This window comes from Caulobacter zeae, from assembly GCF_002858925.1.
Lineage (GTDB): Bacteria > Pseudomonadota > Alphaproteobacteria > Caulobacterales > Caulobacteraceae > Caulobacter > Caulobacter zeae.
In genome coordinates, this window is sequence record NZ_PJRS01000038.1 from 120722 (window position 1) to 138209 (window position 17488).

The window sequence follows — 17488 nt, forward strand, 5'->3', positions numbered from 1 at the left end:
CCCTCGACCATGTCGCGACGCATCCTCCCCTGGCTCTTTCTTCTGCCAAGCGCCTACGCCCAACCCGCCTTGGCCGCCCGCGACGCCAGCGCCGAGGCCTTTGCCCGCGCCGGCGCCAGCCGGCTCCTGGGCGTCCTGGGCGACAAGGCCGCCGGTCCAGCCCAAAAGGACGCCGCGTTCCACAAGGCCATCGACGAGCTGGCCGACGTGCCGCGCGTCACCCATTTCGTCCTGGGCAAGTACGCCCGCACGATCACCCCCGACCAGAAGCGGCGCTTCGCCCTGGCCTTCCGATCCTACGCCGAGCGGATCTACCAGGGCCGCCTGGCCGACTATGGCGGCGAGCGCGTGTCGGTCGTCGGATCGGTCATGCGCAAGCCCGGCGATGTGATCGTCGCCACGGAGATCAGCGGCGGCCAGCTTGATCGACCCGTGCCGGTTTCCTGGCGCGTCCTGCAATCACCCGGCGGTTGGCGGGTGGTGGATGTGCAATTTCGGGGCGTCTGGCTGGCCATAACCCAGCAGCAGGACTTCGTCGCCACCATCGACAACGCCGGCGGCGACGTCGAGGTGTTGATCAATCGCCTGCGCAGCGATGCGCCCGTGTCGGTGAAGCGCCGATGAGCGGGGCGCGCGAAGCCACCGCCGAGACCGTCATGGGCACGATCGTCCTGGTCCTGACGGTGGCGTTCCTGACCTATTCGCTGAGCGTGGGCGGCGTCCACATCAGCCGAGGAAACTATGAGATCGGCGCCAAGTTCGGCGAGGCCGGCGCGCTGGCCCCGGGTGCCGCGGTCAGCGTCGCCGGCGTCAAGGTCGGCACGGTCTCGCAGGTCACTCTGGATCCGAAGACCTATATGGCGATCGCCAAGCTGAGCATCGACACGAGCGTCAAGCTGCCGGCGGATTCCACGGCCAAGATCACCAGCGACGGTCTGCTCGGCGGGGCTCACATCGCCATCGCCCCCGGCGCCTCGCTCGAGGATCTCCAGCCCGGCGGCGAGATCGAGAACACGCAAGGCGCAGTGGACCTGTTGGGGCTGATCGGCTCGGTGATCCGTCCGCAAGGCGGCTCGGGCGAAGCGGTCGCATCCTCCGCTCCGGCCCCGCCAAATCAGCCGTCCCAGCCGGCAGAACGCCACTGATGGCGGCGGCCAAGGCCCGGCGGGCGCCAAACCGTCTTCGAAGCAACCTCGTTCGCCCCCTGGGCCGCTCGACCCTGGCGGCTGCGCGCAGGGTCGGCGCGGTGGGCGTCTTCGGCGCACGCGCCACGATCGCCGCCCTGAGCCCGCCCTGGTTCCCGGGTCAGATAAGGCGCCAGTTCGTCGCCATCGGCTTCTTCTCGCTGCCGGTCGTGGGGCTGACGGCCATCTTCACCGGCGCGGCCCTGGCCCTGAACATCTTCACCGGCGGCGGACGCTTCAACGCCGAGCAGGTGATGCCGCAGATCGTGGCCCTGGGGATCACCCGGGAGCTGGGTCCAGTGCTGGCCGCCCTGATGCTGGCGGGCCGCGTCTCGGCCGCCATCGCCGCCGAGATCGGGGCCATGCGCGCGACCGAGCAGATCGACGCCATGCACACGCTGTCGACCGACCCGTTTTCCTACCTCGTCGGCCCGCGCCTGCTGGCCGGCGTGCTGATGTTGCCGCTGCTGACCCTCGTCGCCGACACGATCGGCGTCGCTGGCGGCTGGTTGGCGGCCACCCGGGTCTTGGACTTCAGCTCGGCCGCCTACATCCGCAACACCATCGACGTCCTGCAAGGCTGGGACATCGTCTCGGGCCTGATCAAGGCGGCGGTATTCGGCTACATCGTCGCCCTGATGGGCTGTTACCACGGCTACACCGCCAAGGGCGGCGCACGAGGCGTGGGGCGGGCGACGACCCGCGCGGTGGTCTCCTCGGCGATCCTGATCTTCGCCAGCGACTACCTCCTGACCACCGTCTTCACCCAGGCCTCATGACCCAAACGCGTCCAAAGTTCGCCTGGAAGGGCGTGATCAAGCGCTTCGAGGGCCGCGCGGTCCTGGACGGCCTGAACCTGTCGGTCGCGCAGGGCAGGTCTCTGGTGATCATCGGCGGCTCAGGCCAGGGCAAGTCGGTGGCCATCAAGACCGCCCTTGGCCTGCTGCGCCCCGACGCCGGCCAGATCGAGCTGGACGGCCACAACCTCGTTGATCTTTCGCAAGGCCAGCGCCGCCAGCTGTTCTCACGGGTCGGCGTGCTGTTCCAGGGCGCGGCCCTGTTTGACAGCCTCACCGTCTGGGAAAACGTCGCCTTTCGGCTTATCAACGCCGACGGCGTGCCCCGCAAAGCGGCCAAGGACCGCGCGATCGAGGCCCTGGACCAGGTACGCCTCGGCTCGGACGTAGCCCACCGCTTCCCGTCCGAGCTGTCAGGCGGCATGCAGAAGCGGGCCGGCCTGGCCCGCGCCGTGGTCGGCCAACCCGAAATCCTGTTCTTCGACGAGCCGACAACAGGTCTTGATCCCATCACGGCCATGGCGATCAACCAGCTCATCAGCGATCAGGTGCGCCGCCTGGGCTCGACCGCCATCTCCATTACGCACGACCTGGTTTCAGCCCAGATGATCGGCGATGAGATCGCTATGCTGCACGAGGGGCGCATCCGGTGGCGTGGCTTGGCCAGGGATCTTGGCCAAGCCGAGGATCCAGTTGTTCGCCGCTACGCCGACGCCGCCCGCCTGGGCCCTGTCGACCTTCGTTCCCGGGAGATCGTTTGATGCCGCGCGCCTTGCTTGGTCTGCCGCCCCGGCGCTGGGGCCGATCCCTGCTCTGGATGCTGTTTCCCTCAGTCGTTCTGGTGGTCGCCTGGGGCTTTGTCGTCGCCGAGCTCCTGGGACGAAACCAAGAGACGGTGACGCTGCCGGTCATCGCGCGCCTCAATCCAATGCGCCTGGTGATCGAGGCCAGCGAGCGGCTGCCGATGATCCTGGTGTTCATCGCCCTGATGATGGTGGCCATCTACGCCACCCTGCACGTTGGCCTTCGCCCGCTGCGGCGATTGTCTCTGCTGGCGGCCGATATCGGTCCAGCCACCATCCACGCCCGTTTGCCCGTGGCGTCGGCTCCGCGCGAGGTCGCCCCGTTGGTCGAGGCGTTCAACGCCACGCTCGATCGCCTGGAGGCCGGCTGGCGAGCGCAGCGCGATTTTTCGGCGAACGCCGCGCACGAGCTGCGAACGCCCCTGGCCATCCTGCGCGCCCAGGTCGAGAGCTTGCTGGAGCCGGACGAGCGCCGCGCCGCCAGCGAGGAGTTCGAGCGGCTCGGGCGCCTGGTGGCCCAACTCCTGGCCTTGGCCGAGGCCGAAAGCGGCGCCCTGGCCCAGACGCATTCGTTCGATCTCGTCGCCTTGGCGCGCGATGTGACCAGCGACATGGCCAGCTTCGTGCTCTCCAGCGGTCGAACCGTGGGCTTCGACAACGTGATCGAGCGGCTGATGATCGAGGGTCAGCCCGATCTCGTCGAAACCGCGTTGCGCAATCTGCTCGAAAACGCCGTGCGCCACACCCCGAGCGGCGTCGAGATCCTGGTGACCATCGACGCCGATGGCCTGGTCTGCGTCTCCGACGATGGGCCCGGCGTGCCGGCGGAGGCCAGGGCCCGACTGTTCGAGCGCTTCAGCCGTGGCGATCCCCAAGGGCCGGGCGCGGGGCTTGGCCTGTCGATCGTGCGTCAGATCATGGAGCGCCATGGCGGCAGGGTGCGTCTGGCCCCCTTGGCGCGCGGCGCCTGCTTTGAGCTCGACTTTCGCCGTTGGACTTGAGGGTCAGTCCTCCACCGCCGCGCCGCCTTCCAACCGAACGAGCATGTAGCCCAGACCGCGCAGGGCTCGGATGGTCACATCCGCGCCGAGGTCGGCCATCTTGCGGCGCACCCGATGGACATGCATCTGGATGGAGTTGTCGGTGTAGTCCTGATCGAGGCTGTGCAGGCTCTCGCCCAGCTGGGACCTGCTGACGACCCGCTCGGGATGACGCAGGCAGCGCTCGAGCACGATGCTTTCGCCCCGGGAGAGGGGCGAACGCGCCTCCCCCACGCTGATCTCGTTGCCGCTCTGGTCGTAGCGAAGCCGGCCATAGCGCATAACGCCCGCGGCGGTGAGCGCTGGCCTGCGCCCCAGCGCCCGCAGCCGCGCGACCAGCTCCTCGATCGCGAAGGGTTTGACGAGATAGTCATCAGCGCCTTGCTCGAGACCCTGGACCCGTTGGTCGACCGAGCCCAGGGCCGTCAGCATCAGAACCGGCGTGCGCAAGCCCGCCGCCCTGGCCTTCGCCAGGAGATCAAGGCCACTGTCCTGGCCTAGGATGATGTCGAGGATCACCGCCTCGTAAGCCACGCTACGCCAGGCGTGCCACCCATCGTCGATGGTTTCGAAGAGGTCGATGGCAAAGCCGGCCTTGACCAGCGACCGCATGGTCGCCTGACCAAGCCGAACATTGTCCTCGATCAGCAGGGCGCGCATGCGAGTTAGAAGCTGTAGAAGAGAGCCAAGGCCAATTGGCCCTGATCGGCCGAGCCTTCGCGGGCGACTATGGGGCTGTCGGCGGCGCTGTCAACGAGACGGCGATAGCTTGCATTGGCCAAGGCGCTCCAGCGATCGGTGATCCGATAGCGCAGGGTCGCGCCAGCTTCGACGTTTTCGATCCCCTTGTCGGCGGCATAGGGCGAAAGGCCGCTGGCCAGAGCGCCGGCCCCGGAGACGCCGAAGTAGGTCTGCATGTATTTGCGGTCGGCCCAGGTGGTCGAAAGGCTCGCCCCCGCGCTCCAGCGATCATTGAGCGGGCGGTCGTAGTCGAGGCCGAACTCGGCCAGGACGCCTTCGTGCACCTTGCCGGTGTCGGTGAGAACCTCGCCTCCGATCTTCAGCTCGCCCCCCGCCAGAGCCAAGCGCTTGCGCGCGAAGACGCCCGCATTGACGGCGTCGTCGATCTCGCCAAGCCGGCGCACCGCCAGGTTCTTGATGTCGCCGTCGCGGCCACGCTCGAAGGTCAGGATCGGCCCGGCTTCCAGCCAACCGCTCGGCAGGAGGTTGGCCCGGAGCGCGCGGCCCTCGAGGCTGACATAGACGTCGCCGCGACCGTAGCGAAACCCAACGAAGGGCAAGGGCGCGACTTCGTAATCCTTGGCCCCCTTGTACTCGGGCCGATAGACGCCGACCGCGCCGAGCGCCAGATGCAGGCCGTCGCGGTCCTGGTCTTGGGCGTAGGCGACGCCGTGGCCGACGACGAGGCTTGCGAAACAGGCGACGAGGGGGAGGAATTTCATCTTCGGCGGGTCCGACAACACCGCAATTTCGCGGCGTTTGGCCTATGGAAGCCAAAGCTTTCGTGGAGCTTTCAGCATCGGCTCTTTGCGTGCTCAACCGACGCCCTCGAAAATCTCCTTCACCAAAGCGGTGCTCGGCCGGCCGCCGAGCGGACCTCGTCGCAGAGGGTAGCGCGTGGGGTCTTCCCACCGACGCAAACCCGTCGACGCCGACTCTACGGCATGGTTGGGCGGCGAATTGCGGATCCACACGACAGCGCCCAAACTGTAACCTTGGACAAATTTGGTTTCCTTAATTGCTGAAGCTCGGCATGAGAGCACTATGACCATTTCGACCGCCGAGACCCAAAAGCTCTATCAGCAGGTCGCCAGGGCGATCTCGGAGGCGATCCGCTCGGGCCAGTACGCTGCCGGCAACAGGCTGCCGTCGGAACGCGAACTGGCGGAAGAATTCAAGGTCAGCCGGCCTACCGTGCGCGAGGCGATGATCGCTCTGGAAATCCACGGACTGGTCGAAGCGCGCCACGGGTCGGGCGTCTATGTCCTGGATGAGCCGCAATCGAAGACCACGGCGAGCGAACTGGACATCGGCGCTTTCGAGCTGACCGAAGCGCGTCGACTGATCGAAGGCGAGACCTGCGCCCTAGCCGCCAGCACGATTACCGAGGCCGAGCTTGATCAACTTGAAGCGATCATGGCCGACATGGTCGATGAAAATCAGCGGGACATAAAAGGCGACCTGGCAGACCGCCGCTTTCATGTCGCGATCGCCCAGGCCACCCGAAACAGCGCCTTGGTGACCGTGGTGGAGAACCTCTGGGACCTTCGCTACAAGTCGCCGCTTTGCCGCGCCATGCTGGAGCGAGGGCGCCAAGTCGGCATCCGCCCCCTGATCGACGACCACCAGGCCATCCTCCTGGCGCTGCGGTCGCGAGACCCGAAAGACGCGCGCGCCGCCATGCGCGATCACTTGAGCCGAGTGATCGAGAACCTGCTGACCGCAACCGAGCTCGACGCCGTGGAGCAGGCTCGAAACAACGTGCAGGCAAGACGCCTGGAAATCGCCCGCCGCTCGGTCATCTGATCAGCTCGGGCCTTTACCTTTCGAAGGGCGCCGCTTTCGCTCTCGACCCAGGCGCTCCTCAGCTCGGTCGCAGATCAGGCGCGTTGGCCCCGATGCATGGCCGGCTGGCAAAGCGTCTATGTTCAACGTCGGATGCTCTCGCGCGGTCCCAAGAAGGTCGCCGGCAGGCCTTGCCGGGTCGTCATCACCGTTTCAAAGACCAAGCCCGGGTCTATCCTCCAAAGCTTGAGGGTGCGAGCCCCGCCCTTCGCCAGGGTGAAATGCGCGCGACCGACGGCCGCGTTGCTCGCCACCGCCCGGTTCCAATCATTGGTGTCGGGCTTGAGGTTGAGCGTAACGATCTTGACTGGCCCATCATCGAATGAGACCCCGAACCGCAAACCCTCCTTGCCCCGGAAATCCAGGCTAGGCGCGGCGAGAACGATGACGTCCAGCGCGCCGGGCTTTTGCAGGTCGACAGGATATTCGAGCCAGGGGCCACCACCGGGCTCCGACGAGGGCGCTGTCGAAGGGAAGGCGGCGACGCCCGAAAGCGTGCGGCCCAGATTGGGGATCGTTCGCCAGTCCAGCCCGTCCTTGGCGACGGCCCGACTGTAATGCTCGGCTTCAATGGTCAAGAGGCCGGCGACCTCGACATAGCCCTGGCGCCGGCCAGCGGGTTTGGAGACCGGTACGGTCACAGCGACACGTTCACCGTTCCCACCTTGGATCTCGACTTGAGCCAGGGTCAGGCCAGTCGGGGCCTTCCGCCAGTCCACCGAAATCTCCAGACGTACATCCTGATCGACGCGTCCGGCTCGCTGACTGATCTTGAGCCAGGACTGGTCGGCGGTTGCGGTGAAGGCGAACGGCTTGCCGCCGTGGAACACATCAATCCAACGCGAACCCACGGAGTCGACGTCCAGGACGGGCAGTTGGACCCCAGCGCCTGATCCGGCCCAGGTCGCCTTGGAGTTGCCCTCGACGGCGACGCCGAGCCCGCGTGGTTGGCCCGGAGGCACGGACTTGATGGAGGGCGGCGTGTTTGCGCGCGGTTGGTCCCAGCTTGTATAGCCGATATGGACTTGGCTCATCATGCCGCGCCATTTTCCGCCGGCGACATCCTCGTGATATTGCCGGGTGAGTTCACTGTCGCGGGCGAATAGGACGCCGACCTGATCGCCCCAAGCCTTGGCCGAGGCCCGGCCCTGCGCGGCATAGAGCTGGTTTCGACCGGCGGCGACGTAGAGCCGCGTCAGGTTGGCGCTGGCCTGGATCGGATATTGAACAAGTTGGAAAAACGCGTCGCGGTAGGCCGTCGGCAGGGTAGCGCCCACCTTCAGCGTGCGCGCCTCCAGATCGTCCCATTCGGCCAGGACGCGTTCGGCTTCGCGCTCATGGATCAGGCTGAAGGTGTCGGGATTGAGGAGTTCGGGTTTGCGGCGGGCGTTTAGCCGGGTGTAGCCTTCCAGGAGCGGACCGATCGCTTCACCTGGCGCTGCGCCGAACTGAGCCTTGGCCCAATCGGTCGCGTAACGATCCATGGCCTCCACCGACATGCCGGCCGGGTCCCAGGCCATGTCGAGGAAAAACGAGACGGGCAGTTCCATTGGCTTGAGATCACCGACGTTGACGATCCAAAGCTTGTCCGCGCCGTAGTCGGCCGCCAGTTTCATTTGCTCCCAGGTTCGCTCGATCTGGTTGGTGTTGATCCACTTGTAGCTGCGTGGTCCGCCGACATAGTCAAAGTGGTAGTAGACACCATAGCCGCCGGCGCGCGCCTTGCCCGGCTCGGGGAGCCGGCGGATGTTTCCCCAATTGTCGTCAGAAAAAAGCAGGGTCACGTCGTCGGGCACGCGCATGCCAGCGTCGTAATAGTCCTGCACCTCCTTGTAGAGCGCCCAGACCTGGGGGGTGGCAGCCGGATCCTTGCCGGTCACCTCCCCCAGGATGCGACGCTGATCGCCGACGATCGTCTCCAGGAGCTCGGTCGCGGTGCCCTTGGTCATTGGCTCGTCGCCGTCACCGCGCATACCGATGGTGACCACGCTTTCGCGCGCGCCCATGCGCCTAACGCCGTCTCGCCAAAACGCCTCTAGGGCCGCCTTGTTGGTTGTGTAGTCCCACGCCCCGCCGCCCTGGCGCGCCCAATCCTTTTGGGCCCGCATCATGGGTTCGTGGTGAGAGGTGCCCAGCACCACGCCGTAGGCGTCGGCCTGCTGGGCGCTCAGCGGATCGTCCTCAAAGATCGATTTTCCCCACATCGCCGGCCACAGATAGTTGCCGCGCAAGCGCAGGATGAGCTCGAACACCTTCTCGTACATTTGGGAATTGACCCCGCCAAAGCGGATCTTGGCCCAGCTGGACAGCCCCGGGTCTTCATCGTTGAGGAAGATCCCCCGGTACTTGACGACGGGCTTCTGCGCGCGCCGGCCAGGCGACACGGCCAGATCCTGGCGCACAGGCGTCGGCACGTCCGCCCACCAGGCCCAGGGCGACACGCCGATGCGCTCGGAAAGATCGTAGGCCCCGAAGATTGCCCCCCGCCGGTCCGCGCCGGCAATCACCAGAGCCCGGGCGACGCCGGGCGCGGGCTTATCGACCACCTGCTGGACGAAGCCCTCCCATTGGCCCGCGATCCCCGAGACGTCGAGCTTGCGCTCGGCGATCAGCCGATCGATCACCGGACTATGGCCGATGGTTCCCAAGATCACGATCGGCTGGCCCTTGGCGGCCTGGGTTGGGACCTCAGCGCCGGCGACGCGCGCCAGATCGGCCTGCAAGTCGACCGCCACGCGACGAACCGCAGGAAGGTCGGCCGCATCAACGACGACGAAGGCTGGCTGGCCTGCGGCCACCAACTTCAAAGCGCCCTTAGCGGAAGGAGAGACCACACTCACGGGGGTGATCGCGGCGCTCGGAGCGGCTTGAGCGCCCCAGCTCAAAGCCATGGTCGTGCACATACCGATGGCGGCGAGGAGGTATTTCATGCGGATCAGCTCCAGGCCCCCGCGAGGCGTCGCGGAGGAAAAGCCAAGAAAACGGGCGGCGCGCAAGCGCGCCGCCCAGGAGGATCTTGCGGCCAGGGGAAGAAGCGGCCGCGAAGATCAAACTCGGTCCCCGCTTCGGCTCCTTGAGGGCGAGCCAGGGATTGGACGCTCGTCAGAAGCTAGCCCGCACGCCCACCACGAAGGTGCGGCCAGCATAGGTCGCGCCGTCGGGCTGGGACTCTCGGTTTTCGTATTGGTTGAGCTGGACTTGCTTGAGTAGGTTCTGGGCCTGAATGGTGACCCTGGCCTGCTTGTAGCCCTTCACCGGGAAGCTGATCTGGGCGTCCATATAGTTGGTCGCCGTCGAATAGAGATCTCCGGGAACGTTGTTCGTCGGCCCCACCGTCTGAAGGTTCTCGTCCCGATGGGTGTAGGACAGACGGGCCGAGAAGCCGTTTTTCAGCTCGTAGTAGAGCGTGCCGTTATAGGTCCATGGCGCTAGGCCCGCGATCAGAGATTTGGGATTCAAGGTCGGCGGCACCTCCCCCGAGAGCGACTGGGAGATGTGGGTCACGTTGCCGCTGAAACCGAGCCCTTTGACGACGAAATCCAACGGCTGGTTCCACTGAAACTCCTGGCCGACCAGCTTGACGACGACATCGGAGTTTAGCTTTTGGCGCACGATGATGCGCGCGGCGGTGGGATCGCCGTTGCCTAGGTTGGTGACGCCGGTTTTCTGACGGTCGCTGAGGCGGTCAAAGACCAGGCCGGTCTCGGCGAACGGCGTGCTGACATCGAGCGTGGCCGGGTAGTCGTAGATGTCCTTGGCCCAGACGTTGAAGGTCAGCACGGTTTTCGACTTGGGATACCACTCCACGCCCAAGTCGTAGTTGTTGGCGTAGAAGGGCGACAGCGAGGGGTTGCCCTTGGTGAAAGTGTCGGCGTCCAGGCTGAGACCGAAGCTGGGAGCCAAGTCCTGGGGATTGGGCCGCGTGACTGTACGGGCCGCCGCGCCGCGCACGACGAGGCGGTCGGTCAGGAAATAAGCCAGGTTGGCGCTGGGCAACCAGTTGTGGCTACGGCTAGTGGTCTTGGGGGCGGTGCGGGTGCCGCCGCCGACCAGGAAATCGTTGACGATGCCGGCCACCGATTGCTCGGTCTCGGTATAGCGCACGCCGGTGTTGAAGCGCAGGTCACGCCCGAAGACATCGTGGCTGCCCTCCGCCATCAGGTAGGCTGAGTTGGTGTCTTCGGTGAGCAGGCGCGGCGAATAGGTGTTCAGGTAATTGGACGGCTGATCGCCGGGATTAGTCTGATTGATGTAGTAGTCGAAGTTGACCGCTTTGCGCAGCTTGGCGAAGTCGATCACCTGCCATCCGCCGTTGAAGCCGGCATTGATCGGCGAGCCTTTGAAGAGGTTCATCGACGGCAGATCGGTCAGATATTGGGCCAGCGCGGAATTGGGGATGGCGCCCAGAACCGAGGTCTGGGTGGAGGTGAAGGTTGAGGTGCAGTTGTTGCGGAAGGCGCAGTCGGAGACGTTCCAGCTGACGATGTGCCGATCGAAGGTCGACTTCATCACCCCAGCCGAGACGGCCAGGAATCGCGAGTCGCCCCATTTGAGGTCGGCGCGGATCGACTTCTGCTCGAGATCTTGACGGTTGGGGGCGATCTGGATGCTGTTCCAGTACCAGTTGGTGTAGGTCGGCAGGTTGATGTTGGACGACAGCTGCGGCGTCAGGTCACCGGGGGTGTAGCTGTAGACGGCATATTGTCCGGTGTTGAGCGGCGTCAGGTTCGACGAAGGCCCGCCGCCAGCGGGCGCGGCGACGCCGGCGGCGTAGACGGTGGGCTGCACCTGCCCCGGCGCCGACTGCAGCGTGTAGACGATCGAGTCGTTGGTGAACTTGCCGGAATTGATCATCCCGGCCATGGAGAACTTCAGGTGCCTGGCGATATCCCATTCGCCTTTCAGCGATCGGTAGAACAGCCTCGTAGAGCTCTGCGCGTCAGTGCTTTGGTTGAGGAAGTAGGCGTTGCCGAACGTGCCCGAGGTCAGGACCCTGTTCTGATCGGCGACGAAATTGATCGGGATGTTGTTGTTGTAGCTGCGCACCGTCAGCATGACGTCATACTGACCAAAGTTGTTGTTCGACTCCGAGAGGATGGAGTCGAACTTGAAGCGCAGCTTGCTGGTGGGCCGCCATTCAAGGTTCAGCATGCCCGTCGTGCGATCTCGCTTGCCGACGACCTGCTCGGCGCGCACCAGACGCGGGACGATGACATAGCTGAGGTCCTGGCAGGACAGGCCCGAGGTGCCGCCGGCCACGCCGTTGCCGCATTGGACGAGGGCCGTCCCAGCCCGACCTAGGCCAAGCTCCGATGGCACGTTTGTGGGAATGGTGGTCAGGGTGGCGCCCGCCCCGCCGCCATAACCGGCCGTGCGGTTCGTCGCCGGGGCGCTGGCGGGATCGATTGTCAGGGAGTTGCAGCCCAAGGTGGTGTTGCGGCAGGCCGCGCCCAGGCTCATCGTGGTGTAGCCCACGGTGTTGAAAATCTCGCTGCGGTAGTCCTTGTCGGCGAAGGCCCCGGCGATCAGGATTCCGAAATCGCCGATCTTGGTGTCTTGCCACGTGTTGCTTACGATCGCCGCCGCCCGGGGCGTGGCCGTCCCATTGGCGTCCTGGTAAGAACCCTGGGCTTGTAGGTTCAGGTGGAAGCCCTTGCGATCGAACGGGCCGATCGGCTGCATGTCGATCGAGCCGGCGGTGCCGCCTTCCACCCCGCTGGCGATCGGCGATTTGCTCAGCGTCAGGCTACGGAAAAGTTCGGACGGCAGGATGTCCAGGCTCGACCCGCGGCCTTCGTTGGTGCCGTTGCTCGAGGTGCTGACAGCGAAGCCGTTGACGGTCAGGACCGTGAAGCCGGCGCTGAGACCTCGAACATTGACGTAGGTCCCTTCGCCGGAGGTGTCGCGGTCAATTTGCACGCCAGGCAGGCGCTGCAGCGATTCCGTCAGGTTCAGGTCGGGGAATTTGCCGATGTCCTCGGCGAAGATGGAGTCGATGAAATTGGTGGTGTTCTTCTTGGCGTTGGCAGAGCTCTCCAGCGACTGCCGGTAGCCGGTGACGACCACCTCTTCCACCAAGGTTTGATTGGGCGAGCCCTGAGCCGCGGCGGTCTTCTGCGGGGCGTCAGCGGTCTGCGCCCAGGCCTGGCCTGCCAGGAAAGCCGGGATCAAGGTCGCGCTCATCAAAACGGCGCGCGTGGAAATGCGCTTGGAATTCATCGTTCCCTCCCTGTCCGCCGTGTTTCGCCGGACCTTTGTTTTGTTGGCGGAGCCGAAGCCCGCTTTGTCAGCGCCCGCGATCCGCTCCGCCCCCCCGAAGCAAGAGGCGATACGAGCACCGACGGCGCCACAGCGGAAACAACGGCATCCCGTAGTGGCCAGAAGACTTATCCATCTGGTCAGGACACCGTCAAGATACCGGTATCATTTTTCGCATCCCTACCGAAATAAGTTGCCGAAGGATCGAAGAAATTAGGCAAAGTCAGCCATATTGGGCGACCATCCGGCTTGACTCTGTGAGCACAACCGGACACTTGCCTGACCAAGGCCTGCAAATTGTCAGGCCAATTGTCGGAGGAATGCCATGCCGAAGATCATTGACGCCAGGGTCATCGTCACGTGTCCGGGACGCAACTTCGTTACCCTGAAGATCGTGACCGAGGATGGGGTCCATGGGATCGGCGATGCGACGCTGAACGGCCGCGAGCTGGCCGTGGCCGCCTATCTGCAGGAACATGTCATCCCCTGCCTGATCGGACGCGACGCGCACAAAATAGAGGACATCTGGCAGTTCCTCTACCGCGGAGCCTATTGGCGGCGGGGCCCGGTGACGATGTCGGCCATCGCCGCGGTCGATGTGGCGCTGTGGGACATCAAAGCCAAGCTGGCGGGCTTGCCTCTATATCAACTTCTCGGCGGCGCCAGTCGCACGGGCGTCATGGTGTACGGTCACGCCAATGGCCAGACCGTTGATGACACCGTCGCCCAGGCGATCAAATACAAGGCCATGGGCTACAAGGCCATTCGGCTGCAGACGGGCGTTCCGGGCCTCAACAGCACCTACGGGGTCTCGAAAGACAAGCTGTTCTACGAACCGGCCGATGCGGCCCTGCCGACCGAGAACATCTGGTCGACCTCGCGCTACCTCCCCACCGTGCCCGAACTGTTCGCCACAGCCCGCGCGGAACTGGGTTGGGACGTCCATCTTCTCCACGACAGCCATCACCGCCTCACGCCGATCGAAGCGGCTCGGCTCGGCAAGGACCTAGAGCCTTATCGCCCCTTCTGGCTCGAGGACGTCACCCCCGCCGAGAACCAGGAGAGCTTCCGCTGGATCCGGCGCCATACGACCACCCCTCTGGCTGTCGGCGAGGTCTTCAACACCATCTGGGACTGCAAGCAGCTGATCGAAGAGCAGCTGATCGATTTCATCCGCACCACGATCGTGCACGGCGGCGGTATCACCCATCTGCGCCGCATCGCCAGCCTGGCCGACCTCTACAATGTGCGCACCGGCTTCCACGGCGCGACCGATTTGTCACCGGTCTGCATGGGCGCGGCCCTGCACTTTGATCTCTGGGTCCCCAATTTCGGGATCCAGGAATATATGCGTCATACACCCGAGACCGATGAGGTCTTCCCCCACGCCTACACCTTCAGCGATGGCGAGCTTCACCCCGGCGAAGCCGCCGGTCACGGCGTGGAGATCGATGAAGACCTGGCGGCCAAGTATCCTTACCGGCCAGCTCAACTGCCCGTGAACCGCCTTGAGGACGGCTCGATGTTCAACTGGTGAGGCCTGGACGCCGCGCCGGCGCGCCGCTCGACGTCAAGCTCGTCCATCGCCGTTTTCGGGCGGCTCTTCCTGTTCCATCGATCGCCGGTCGCCCCCAGGGCCCGACGCAAAAGGCAAGGCAAGGCCACCATGAAGTCTTCCATTGACAATCCCGCCCGCCAGGCCGTCTCGCGCCGGGCCGTCCTCTCTGCCGGGCTCCTGGCCCCCCTCGCCGCGACGCCAAGCCTGGCGACGGGCCTGCGAACGCCCAAGCCGTCGTTGGCCTCGCTCGCCCAGGCCAAGGGGCTTTGGTTCGGCAGCGCGGTGGGCGCGGGCCCAAAGGGATCGCTTACAGGGTCGCTTGACGATCCGCTCTACTGCGAAATCTTGGCGCGCGAGTGCGGCCTGATCGTGCCCGAGAACGAATTGAAATGGTACGTGGTCCGCGCCGAGGGCCCGCAGGCCTTTGATTTTGGGCCGGCCGATCGTATCGCCGCCTTCGCTAAGGCGCACGGCCAGGCCATGCGCGGCCACACCCTGCTTTGGCACCACCCGCAATGGTTTCCCGACTGGCTGAAAAGCTACGGTTTTGGAGCCCAACCCGCCGAGGCTGCGGCGCGCCTGGTCACCGGCCATATCCAGGCTCTCTGCGCCCGTTATCCGCAGATGATCTCCTGGGACGTGGTCAATGAGACGGTCGATCCTCAGGACGGATCGATCCGGCGCACCGTTTTGTCCGACGCGATGGGTCAGGATGCGGTCCTGGACCTGGCGTTCCAGGTCGCAAGACAGGCCGCGCCCAAGGCGCGTCTGGCCTATAACGACTATATGAGTTGGGAAGCAGGCAACGAGAAGCATCGGTATGGCGTGCTCAAGCTCCTTGAAGGCTTCCGCAAGCGGGGAACGCCGGTCGACGCCCTTGGCGTCCAAAGCCATATCGGCGCGGAGAACGCCGACACGTTCACCGGCTTTGGCCGACCGCAGGAGAAGGAATGGCGCGCTTTCCTCGATGAGGTGACGGGCATGGGCTACGACCTGCTCATCACGGAGTTCGACGTCCACGACAAGGGTCTGCCCTATGATTTCGCCGCGCGCGACGCGGCGGTGGCGGCCTATGGCCAGGCCTATCTCGATCTGATGCTGAGCTATGGCCAGACCAAGGAAGTCCTGGCTTGGGGCATGGTCGATAAATATTCCTGGCTGCAGAACCAATGGCTTCGGCAAGATGGCAAGCCCAAGCGCCCGACCCTTTACGATGACGCCTACCGCCCCAAGGCCCTACGCACCGCGATCGCCCAAGCGCTTGTAGCCGCCCCAAAACGCCAGCGTTCTACGCCATCGAAGCAATAGGCGCCTGCGTCGCGGACGCTCGCTTGCCGAAGCCATCGCCGCCCCCTGTTCCACGCCCAGGCCGGCGATCTGGCAGGGCCAGCCAGCAAAGGATCGAGGCGAGGACCTCCCGGTGGGCGCTGGACGTCTGGACGGCATGGCGGCGGCGTCGCTCGCGAGCGTATCAGGCTCAACGTCCCCTCCTCCGCGAGCTGACGCGCAACGCCCCGGGCCCTGGCGCCGCACCGCCAACGCGGCTAAGGTTTGGTCATGCCTCCTCGCCGCCGCCCTGCCGCTCGCCTACTGACGACTGTCGGATGGGCGGGCATTGCCGCCTTGACCGCGCTGGCCGCGGCCCTGGCGGCCTGCGTGGCCAGCGATCTGATCGGCCCCTAGACCGGGGTCACCTCACCGCGCTTGCGTGAATACGCACGCCATCAGCGCCACCCTCGAAGGGTAGACCGCCACGGGGCGCGGCCTTACGGGCCGCGGACTCCCCTTCGATGCGCAGCAAGCCCACCGCTGCCCGCGCCAAGCCGTCTGGCCAAACTCGCTTTCGAACCAGCGCTGGACATTGCCCATGACGGACGTCGTGCTCCGAAATTTCAAATAGCCCGGATGGTTAGAGCTCATCCAAGCCCAGAAGCCGAAGAAGCTCAGGCGCGTCTGGTCGGCCTGCAGCAGTCCGGCTTCCTTTCGCCAACTATGACACAGCGAGCGGATCGCCCGCTCGGCCTCGATCTTGGTCATGACACTCCTCTGGTCGTCCAACTCGATCGTGTCCTGCCGGCACGTCCAAAGCGGACGTAGAAGCGCCCCTACAGACCCCGGCGATACCGTCAGGCAAGTGGGCGCGACGGCGCAGTCCCAGGTTTTCGCGCGCTCAACTACCAGGCCATGGCGCCTGGCGTGTCTCTCCGTTGATGCACAGCAACCGGAGTGGCCCCTTGCCGTCGAAAAACCCGTCCCACCCCGTCGACAAGCACGTCGGCGCTAAGATCCGTCTTCGCCGCAAGTCGCTCGGGATCAGCCAGGCCAAACTCGCCCTGGGGCTGGACCTGACCTTCCAGCAAATCCAAAAGTACGAGCGCGGCGCCAACCGCATCAGCGCCTCGATGCTCTATCGGCTCGCTGGCGTCCTGCGCGCGCAGCCGGCGTGGTTTTTCGAGGGGCTGCCGGCGACCGACGCCGAAGAAGCGCCGAGCACGGCGCAACTGGAGAAAGCCCAAGCCATCACCGCCTTGCTGGCGAGCCCCGATGGCATTGCGCTGGCGCAATTGCTCTCAGGGCTTGAACCGCGCCGGCGTCGCAAGGTCCTAGGCCTGATGGCCGCGCTTGGGCCTCCCGCCGATCAGGAGGAGGCCGCCTAAGCGCCCCGCCCCCGCCGCCCTCGCACAAACACCCGATCGGTGGCCATGAACCGCTCCAGCATCCTCGGCGCGAGCTTGGCGGGCTCGGCCGGCTTGCCGCCCGTCTGGGAGGCGAGCATCTGGGCATAGGCGAGAAGATCCCGGTGGATGCTGGCGGGAAGATCCATCGTCACCTTCACCGGGGTGTCGTCCTCCAGCGCCCCCAGCTTCAGCTTGCCGCCGCTCATGGCGCTTTCCTTTCGTCGGCATAGGGTTCGAGCACGAGGTCGCGGGTCAGAAGCACCCGCAGCGGCGCGCCGGGCCGGATGGTCAGGGTCGGGGCCAGATCCAGGCTCTTGCCGACCATCTGCTGGCCGACGGCGCTTGCGGTGTCGGCGCCGGCCCGGCGAACGGCGCGGGCGATGTCGCTCTCCTCGCCGGACGAGCCGACCTCGGCTCCGATGGCCAGCAGGGTCGAAAGGCCCGCGGCGGCCAGAACCCGGCCGCCATGGCGGTCGACACCGTCCTGCAAGCCCGCCATGCCCTGCTCGTCGGCGCCCGGCAGCTTGTCCAGGACGATCGACTTGCCGGACGGCAAGGTCAGCCGCGTCCATTCGACCCGCAGT

At 65.5% G+C, this 17488-nt stretch carries 16 protein-coding genes and 2 pseudogenes; 9 read left to right on the forward strand and 9 right to left on the reverse strand.

The genetic code is table 11. From position 1 onward, the window contains the following. The first annotated feature begins 9 nt into the window (after positions 1–9). Genes SGCZBJ_RS18005 through SGCZBJ_RS18025 form a run of 5 tightly spaced genes read left to right on the forward strand, consistent with a single transcriptional unit; the run spans position 10 to position 3785 of the window. A complete protein-coding gene (locus SGCZBJ_RS18005) occupies positions 10–624 on the forward strand; it encodes an MlaC/ttg2D family ABC transporter substrate-binding protein (RefSeq protein WP_101719340.1) in 615 nt (204 codons plus the stop codon). Next, positions 621–1145: an outer membrane lipid asymmetry maintenance protein MlaD gene (gene mlaD / locus SGCZBJ_RS18010; RefSeq protein WP_101719341.1), complete on the forward strand. Its 525-nt coding sequence runs from the start codon at positions 621–623 to the stop codon at positions 1143–1145. The genes SGCZBJ_RS18005 and mlaD overlap by 4 nt, the downstream gene beginning before the upstream one ends. Then, positions 1145–1963, forward strand: a complete 819-nt coding sequence (locus SGCZBJ_RS18015) for an MlaE family ABC transporter permease (protein ID WP_101719342.1) — start codon at positions 1145–1147, stop codon at positions 1961–1963. Before mlaD ends, SGCZBJ_RS18015 begins: the two co-directional genes overlap by 1 nt. Then, complete coding sequence (locus tag SGCZBJ_RS18020; protein WP_101719343.1) at positions 1960–2742, forward strand: ABC transporter ATP-binding protein; 783 nt, start codon at positions 1960–1962, stop codon at positions 2740–2742. Before SGCZBJ_RS18015 ends, SGCZBJ_RS18020 begins: the two co-directional genes overlap by 4 nt. After that, entirely contained in the window at positions 2742–3785 is a 1044-nt protein-coding gene (locus SGCZBJ_RS18025; RefSeq protein WP_101719344.1) for a sensor histidine kinase, read from the forward strand. The genes SGCZBJ_RS18020 and SGCZBJ_RS18025 overlap by 1 nt, the downstream gene beginning before the upstream one ends. A 3-nt stretch (positions 3786–3788) precedes the next feature. Here the strand turns inward: SGCZBJ_RS18025 and SGCZBJ_RS26570 are convergent, their stop codons facing one another. From SGCZBJ_RS26570 to SGCZBJ_RS18035, 4 genes and pseudogenes are all read right to left on the reverse strand, one after another. Next, positions 3789–4106 carry a winged helix-turn-helix domain-containing protein gene (locus SGCZBJ_RS26570; protein ID WP_408608636.1) on the reverse strand — a complete coding sequence of 106 codons (318 nt, stop codon included), beginning with the start codon at positions 4104–4106 and terminating at the stop codon, positions 3789–3791. 26 nt (positions 4107–4132) lie between these two features. Next, a pseudogene (locus SGCZBJ_RS26615) lies at positions 4133–4229 on the reverse strand (DNA-binding response regulator); the annotation flags it as partial. Further along, positions 4209–4484 (reverse strand): annotated as a pseudogene (locus SGCZBJ_RS26575) (response regulator); the annotation flags it as partial. The pseudogenes SGCZBJ_RS26615 and SGCZBJ_RS26575, both read right to left, overlap by 21 nt. A gap of 5 nt (positions 4485–4489) precedes the next feature. After that, positions 4490–5287 carry a MipA/OmpV family protein gene (locus SGCZBJ_RS18035; protein WP_133149287.1) on the reverse strand — a complete coding sequence of 266 codons (798 nt, stop codon included), beginning with the start codon at positions 5285–5287 and terminating at the stop codon, positions 4490–4492. Between the two features lie 322 nt (positions 5288–5609). Here SGCZBJ_RS18035 and SGCZBJ_RS18040 point away from each other — a divergent pair, with 322 nt between their 5' ends. After that, positions 5610–6371, forward strand: a complete 762-nt coding sequence (locus SGCZBJ_RS18040) for a FadR/GntR family transcriptional regulator (RefSeq protein WP_101719347.1) — start codon at positions 5610–5612, stop codon at positions 6369–6371. 122 nt (positions 6372–6493) lie between these two features. Here the strand turns inward: SGCZBJ_RS18040 and SGCZBJ_RS18045 are convergent, their stop codons facing one another. Then, positions 6494–9406, reverse strand: coding sequence for a glycosyl hydrolase 115 family protein (locus tag SGCZBJ_RS18045; RefSeq protein ID WP_240621560.1), 2913 nt, complete (start codon positions 9404–9406; stop codon positions 6494–6496). Positions 9407–9512: 106 nt separating this feature from the next. Then, a complete protein-coding gene (locus tag SGCZBJ_RS18050) occupies positions 9513–12629 on the reverse strand; it encodes a TonB-dependent receptor (RefSeq protein ID WP_101719349.1) in 3117 nt (1038 codons plus the stop codon). A 364-nt stretch (positions 12630–12993) separates the two neighbouring features. Here SGCZBJ_RS18050 and manD point away from each other — a divergent pair, with 364 nt between their 5' ends. Next, positions 12994–14205: a D-mannonate dehydratase ManD gene (gene manD / locus SGCZBJ_RS18055; protein WP_101719350.1), complete on the forward strand. Its 1212-nt coding sequence runs from the start codon at positions 12994–12996 to the stop codon at positions 14203–14205. 129 nt (positions 14206–14334) lie between these two features. Then, on the forward strand, positions 14335–15534 hold the full coding sequence (locus SGCZBJ_RS18060; RefSeq protein ID WP_101719351.1) for an endo-1,4-beta-xylanase: 1200 nt from the start codon (positions 14335–14337) through the stop codon (positions 15532–15534). Between the two features lie 387 nt (positions 15535–15921). Here the strand turns inward: SGCZBJ_RS18060 and SGCZBJ_RS18065 are convergent, their stop codons facing one another. Next, a complete protein-coding gene (locus tag SGCZBJ_RS18065) occupies positions 15922–16263 on the reverse strand; it encodes a hypothetical protein (protein ID WP_133149288.1) in 342 nt (113 codons plus the stop codon). 197 nt (positions 16264–16460) lie between these two features. On the opposite strand from SGCZBJ_RS18065, the gene SGCZBJ_RS18070 reads away from it, so the two are divergent. Next, positions 16461–16883, forward strand: coding sequence for a helix-turn-helix domain-containing protein (locus SGCZBJ_RS18070; RefSeq protein ID WP_240621561.1), 423 nt, complete (start codon positions 16461–16463; stop codon positions 16881–16883). Here SGCZBJ_RS18070 and SGCZBJ_RS18075 read toward each other — a convergent pair. Continuing rightward, positions 16880–17110 (reverse strand): DUF2274 domain-containing protein, encoded by a 231-nt coding sequence (locus SGCZBJ_RS18075; RefSeq protein ID WP_101719354.1) that lies wholly within the window; start codon positions 17108–17110, stop codon positions 16880–16882. The two genes, SGCZBJ_RS18070 and SGCZBJ_RS18075, sit on opposite strands and share 4 nt — an antisense overlap. Continuing rightward, positions 17107–17488, reverse strand: a 382-nt coding sequence (locus tag SGCZBJ_RS18080) for a TraB/TrbI/VirB10 family type IV secretion system protein (RefSeq protein ID WP_133149289.1), incomplete at its 5' end; no start/stop codon positions are given. The genes SGCZBJ_RS18080 and SGCZBJ_RS18075, both read right to left, overlap by 4 nt.

Coding starts and splice junctions, on each gene's coding strand:
- SGCZBJ_RS18005 (WP_101719340.1), top strand. CDS start 10: ATGTCGCGACGCATCCTCCCCTGGCTCTTTCTTCTGCCAAGCGCCTAC.
- mlaD (WP_101719341.1), top strand. CDS start 621: ATGAGCGGGGCGCGCGAAGCCACCGCCGAGACCGTCATGGGCACGATC.
- SGCZBJ_RS18015 (WP_101719342.1), top strand. CDS start 1,145: ATGGCGGCGGCCAAGGCCCGGCGGGCGCCAAACCGTCTTCGAAGCAAC.
- SGCZBJ_RS18020 (WP_101719343.1), top strand. CDS start 1,960: ATGACCCAAACGCGTCCAAAGTTCGCCTGGAAGGGCGTGATCAAGCGC.
- SGCZBJ_RS18025 (WP_101719344.1), top strand. CDS start 2,742: ATGCCGCGCGCCTTGCTTGGTCTGCCGCCCCGGCGCTGGGGCCGATCC.
- SGCZBJ_RS26570 (WP_408608636.1), bottom strand. CDS start 4,106: ATGCGCTATGGCCGGCTTCGCTACGACCAGAGCGGCAACGAGATCAGC.
- SGCZBJ_RS18035 (WP_133149287.1), bottom strand. CDS start 5,287: ATGAAATTCCTCCCCCTCGTCGCCTGTTTCGCAAGCCTCGTCGTCGGC.
- SGCZBJ_RS18040 (WP_101719347.1), top strand. CDS start 5,610: ATGACCATTTCGACCGCCGAGACCCAAAAGCTCTATCAGCAGGTCGCC.
- SGCZBJ_RS18050 (WP_101719349.1), bottom strand. CDS start 12,629: ATGAATTCCAAGCGCATTTCCACGCGCGCCGTTTTGATGAGCGCGACC.
- manD (WP_101719350.1), top strand. CDS start 12,994: ATGCCGAAGATCATTGACGCCAGGGTCATCGTCACGTGTCCGGGACGC.
- SGCZBJ_RS18060 (WP_101719351.1), top strand. CDS start 14,335: ATGAAGTCTTCCATTGACAATCCCGCCCGCCAGGCCGTCTCGCGCCGG.
- SGCZBJ_RS18065 (WP_133149288.1), bottom strand. CDS start 16,263: ATGACCAAGATCGAGGCCGAGCGGGCGATCCGCTCGCTGTGTCATAGT.
- SGCZBJ_RS18075 (WP_101719354.1), bottom strand. CDS start 17,110: ATGAGCGGCGGCAAGCTGAAGCTGGGGGCGCTGGAGGACGACACCCCG.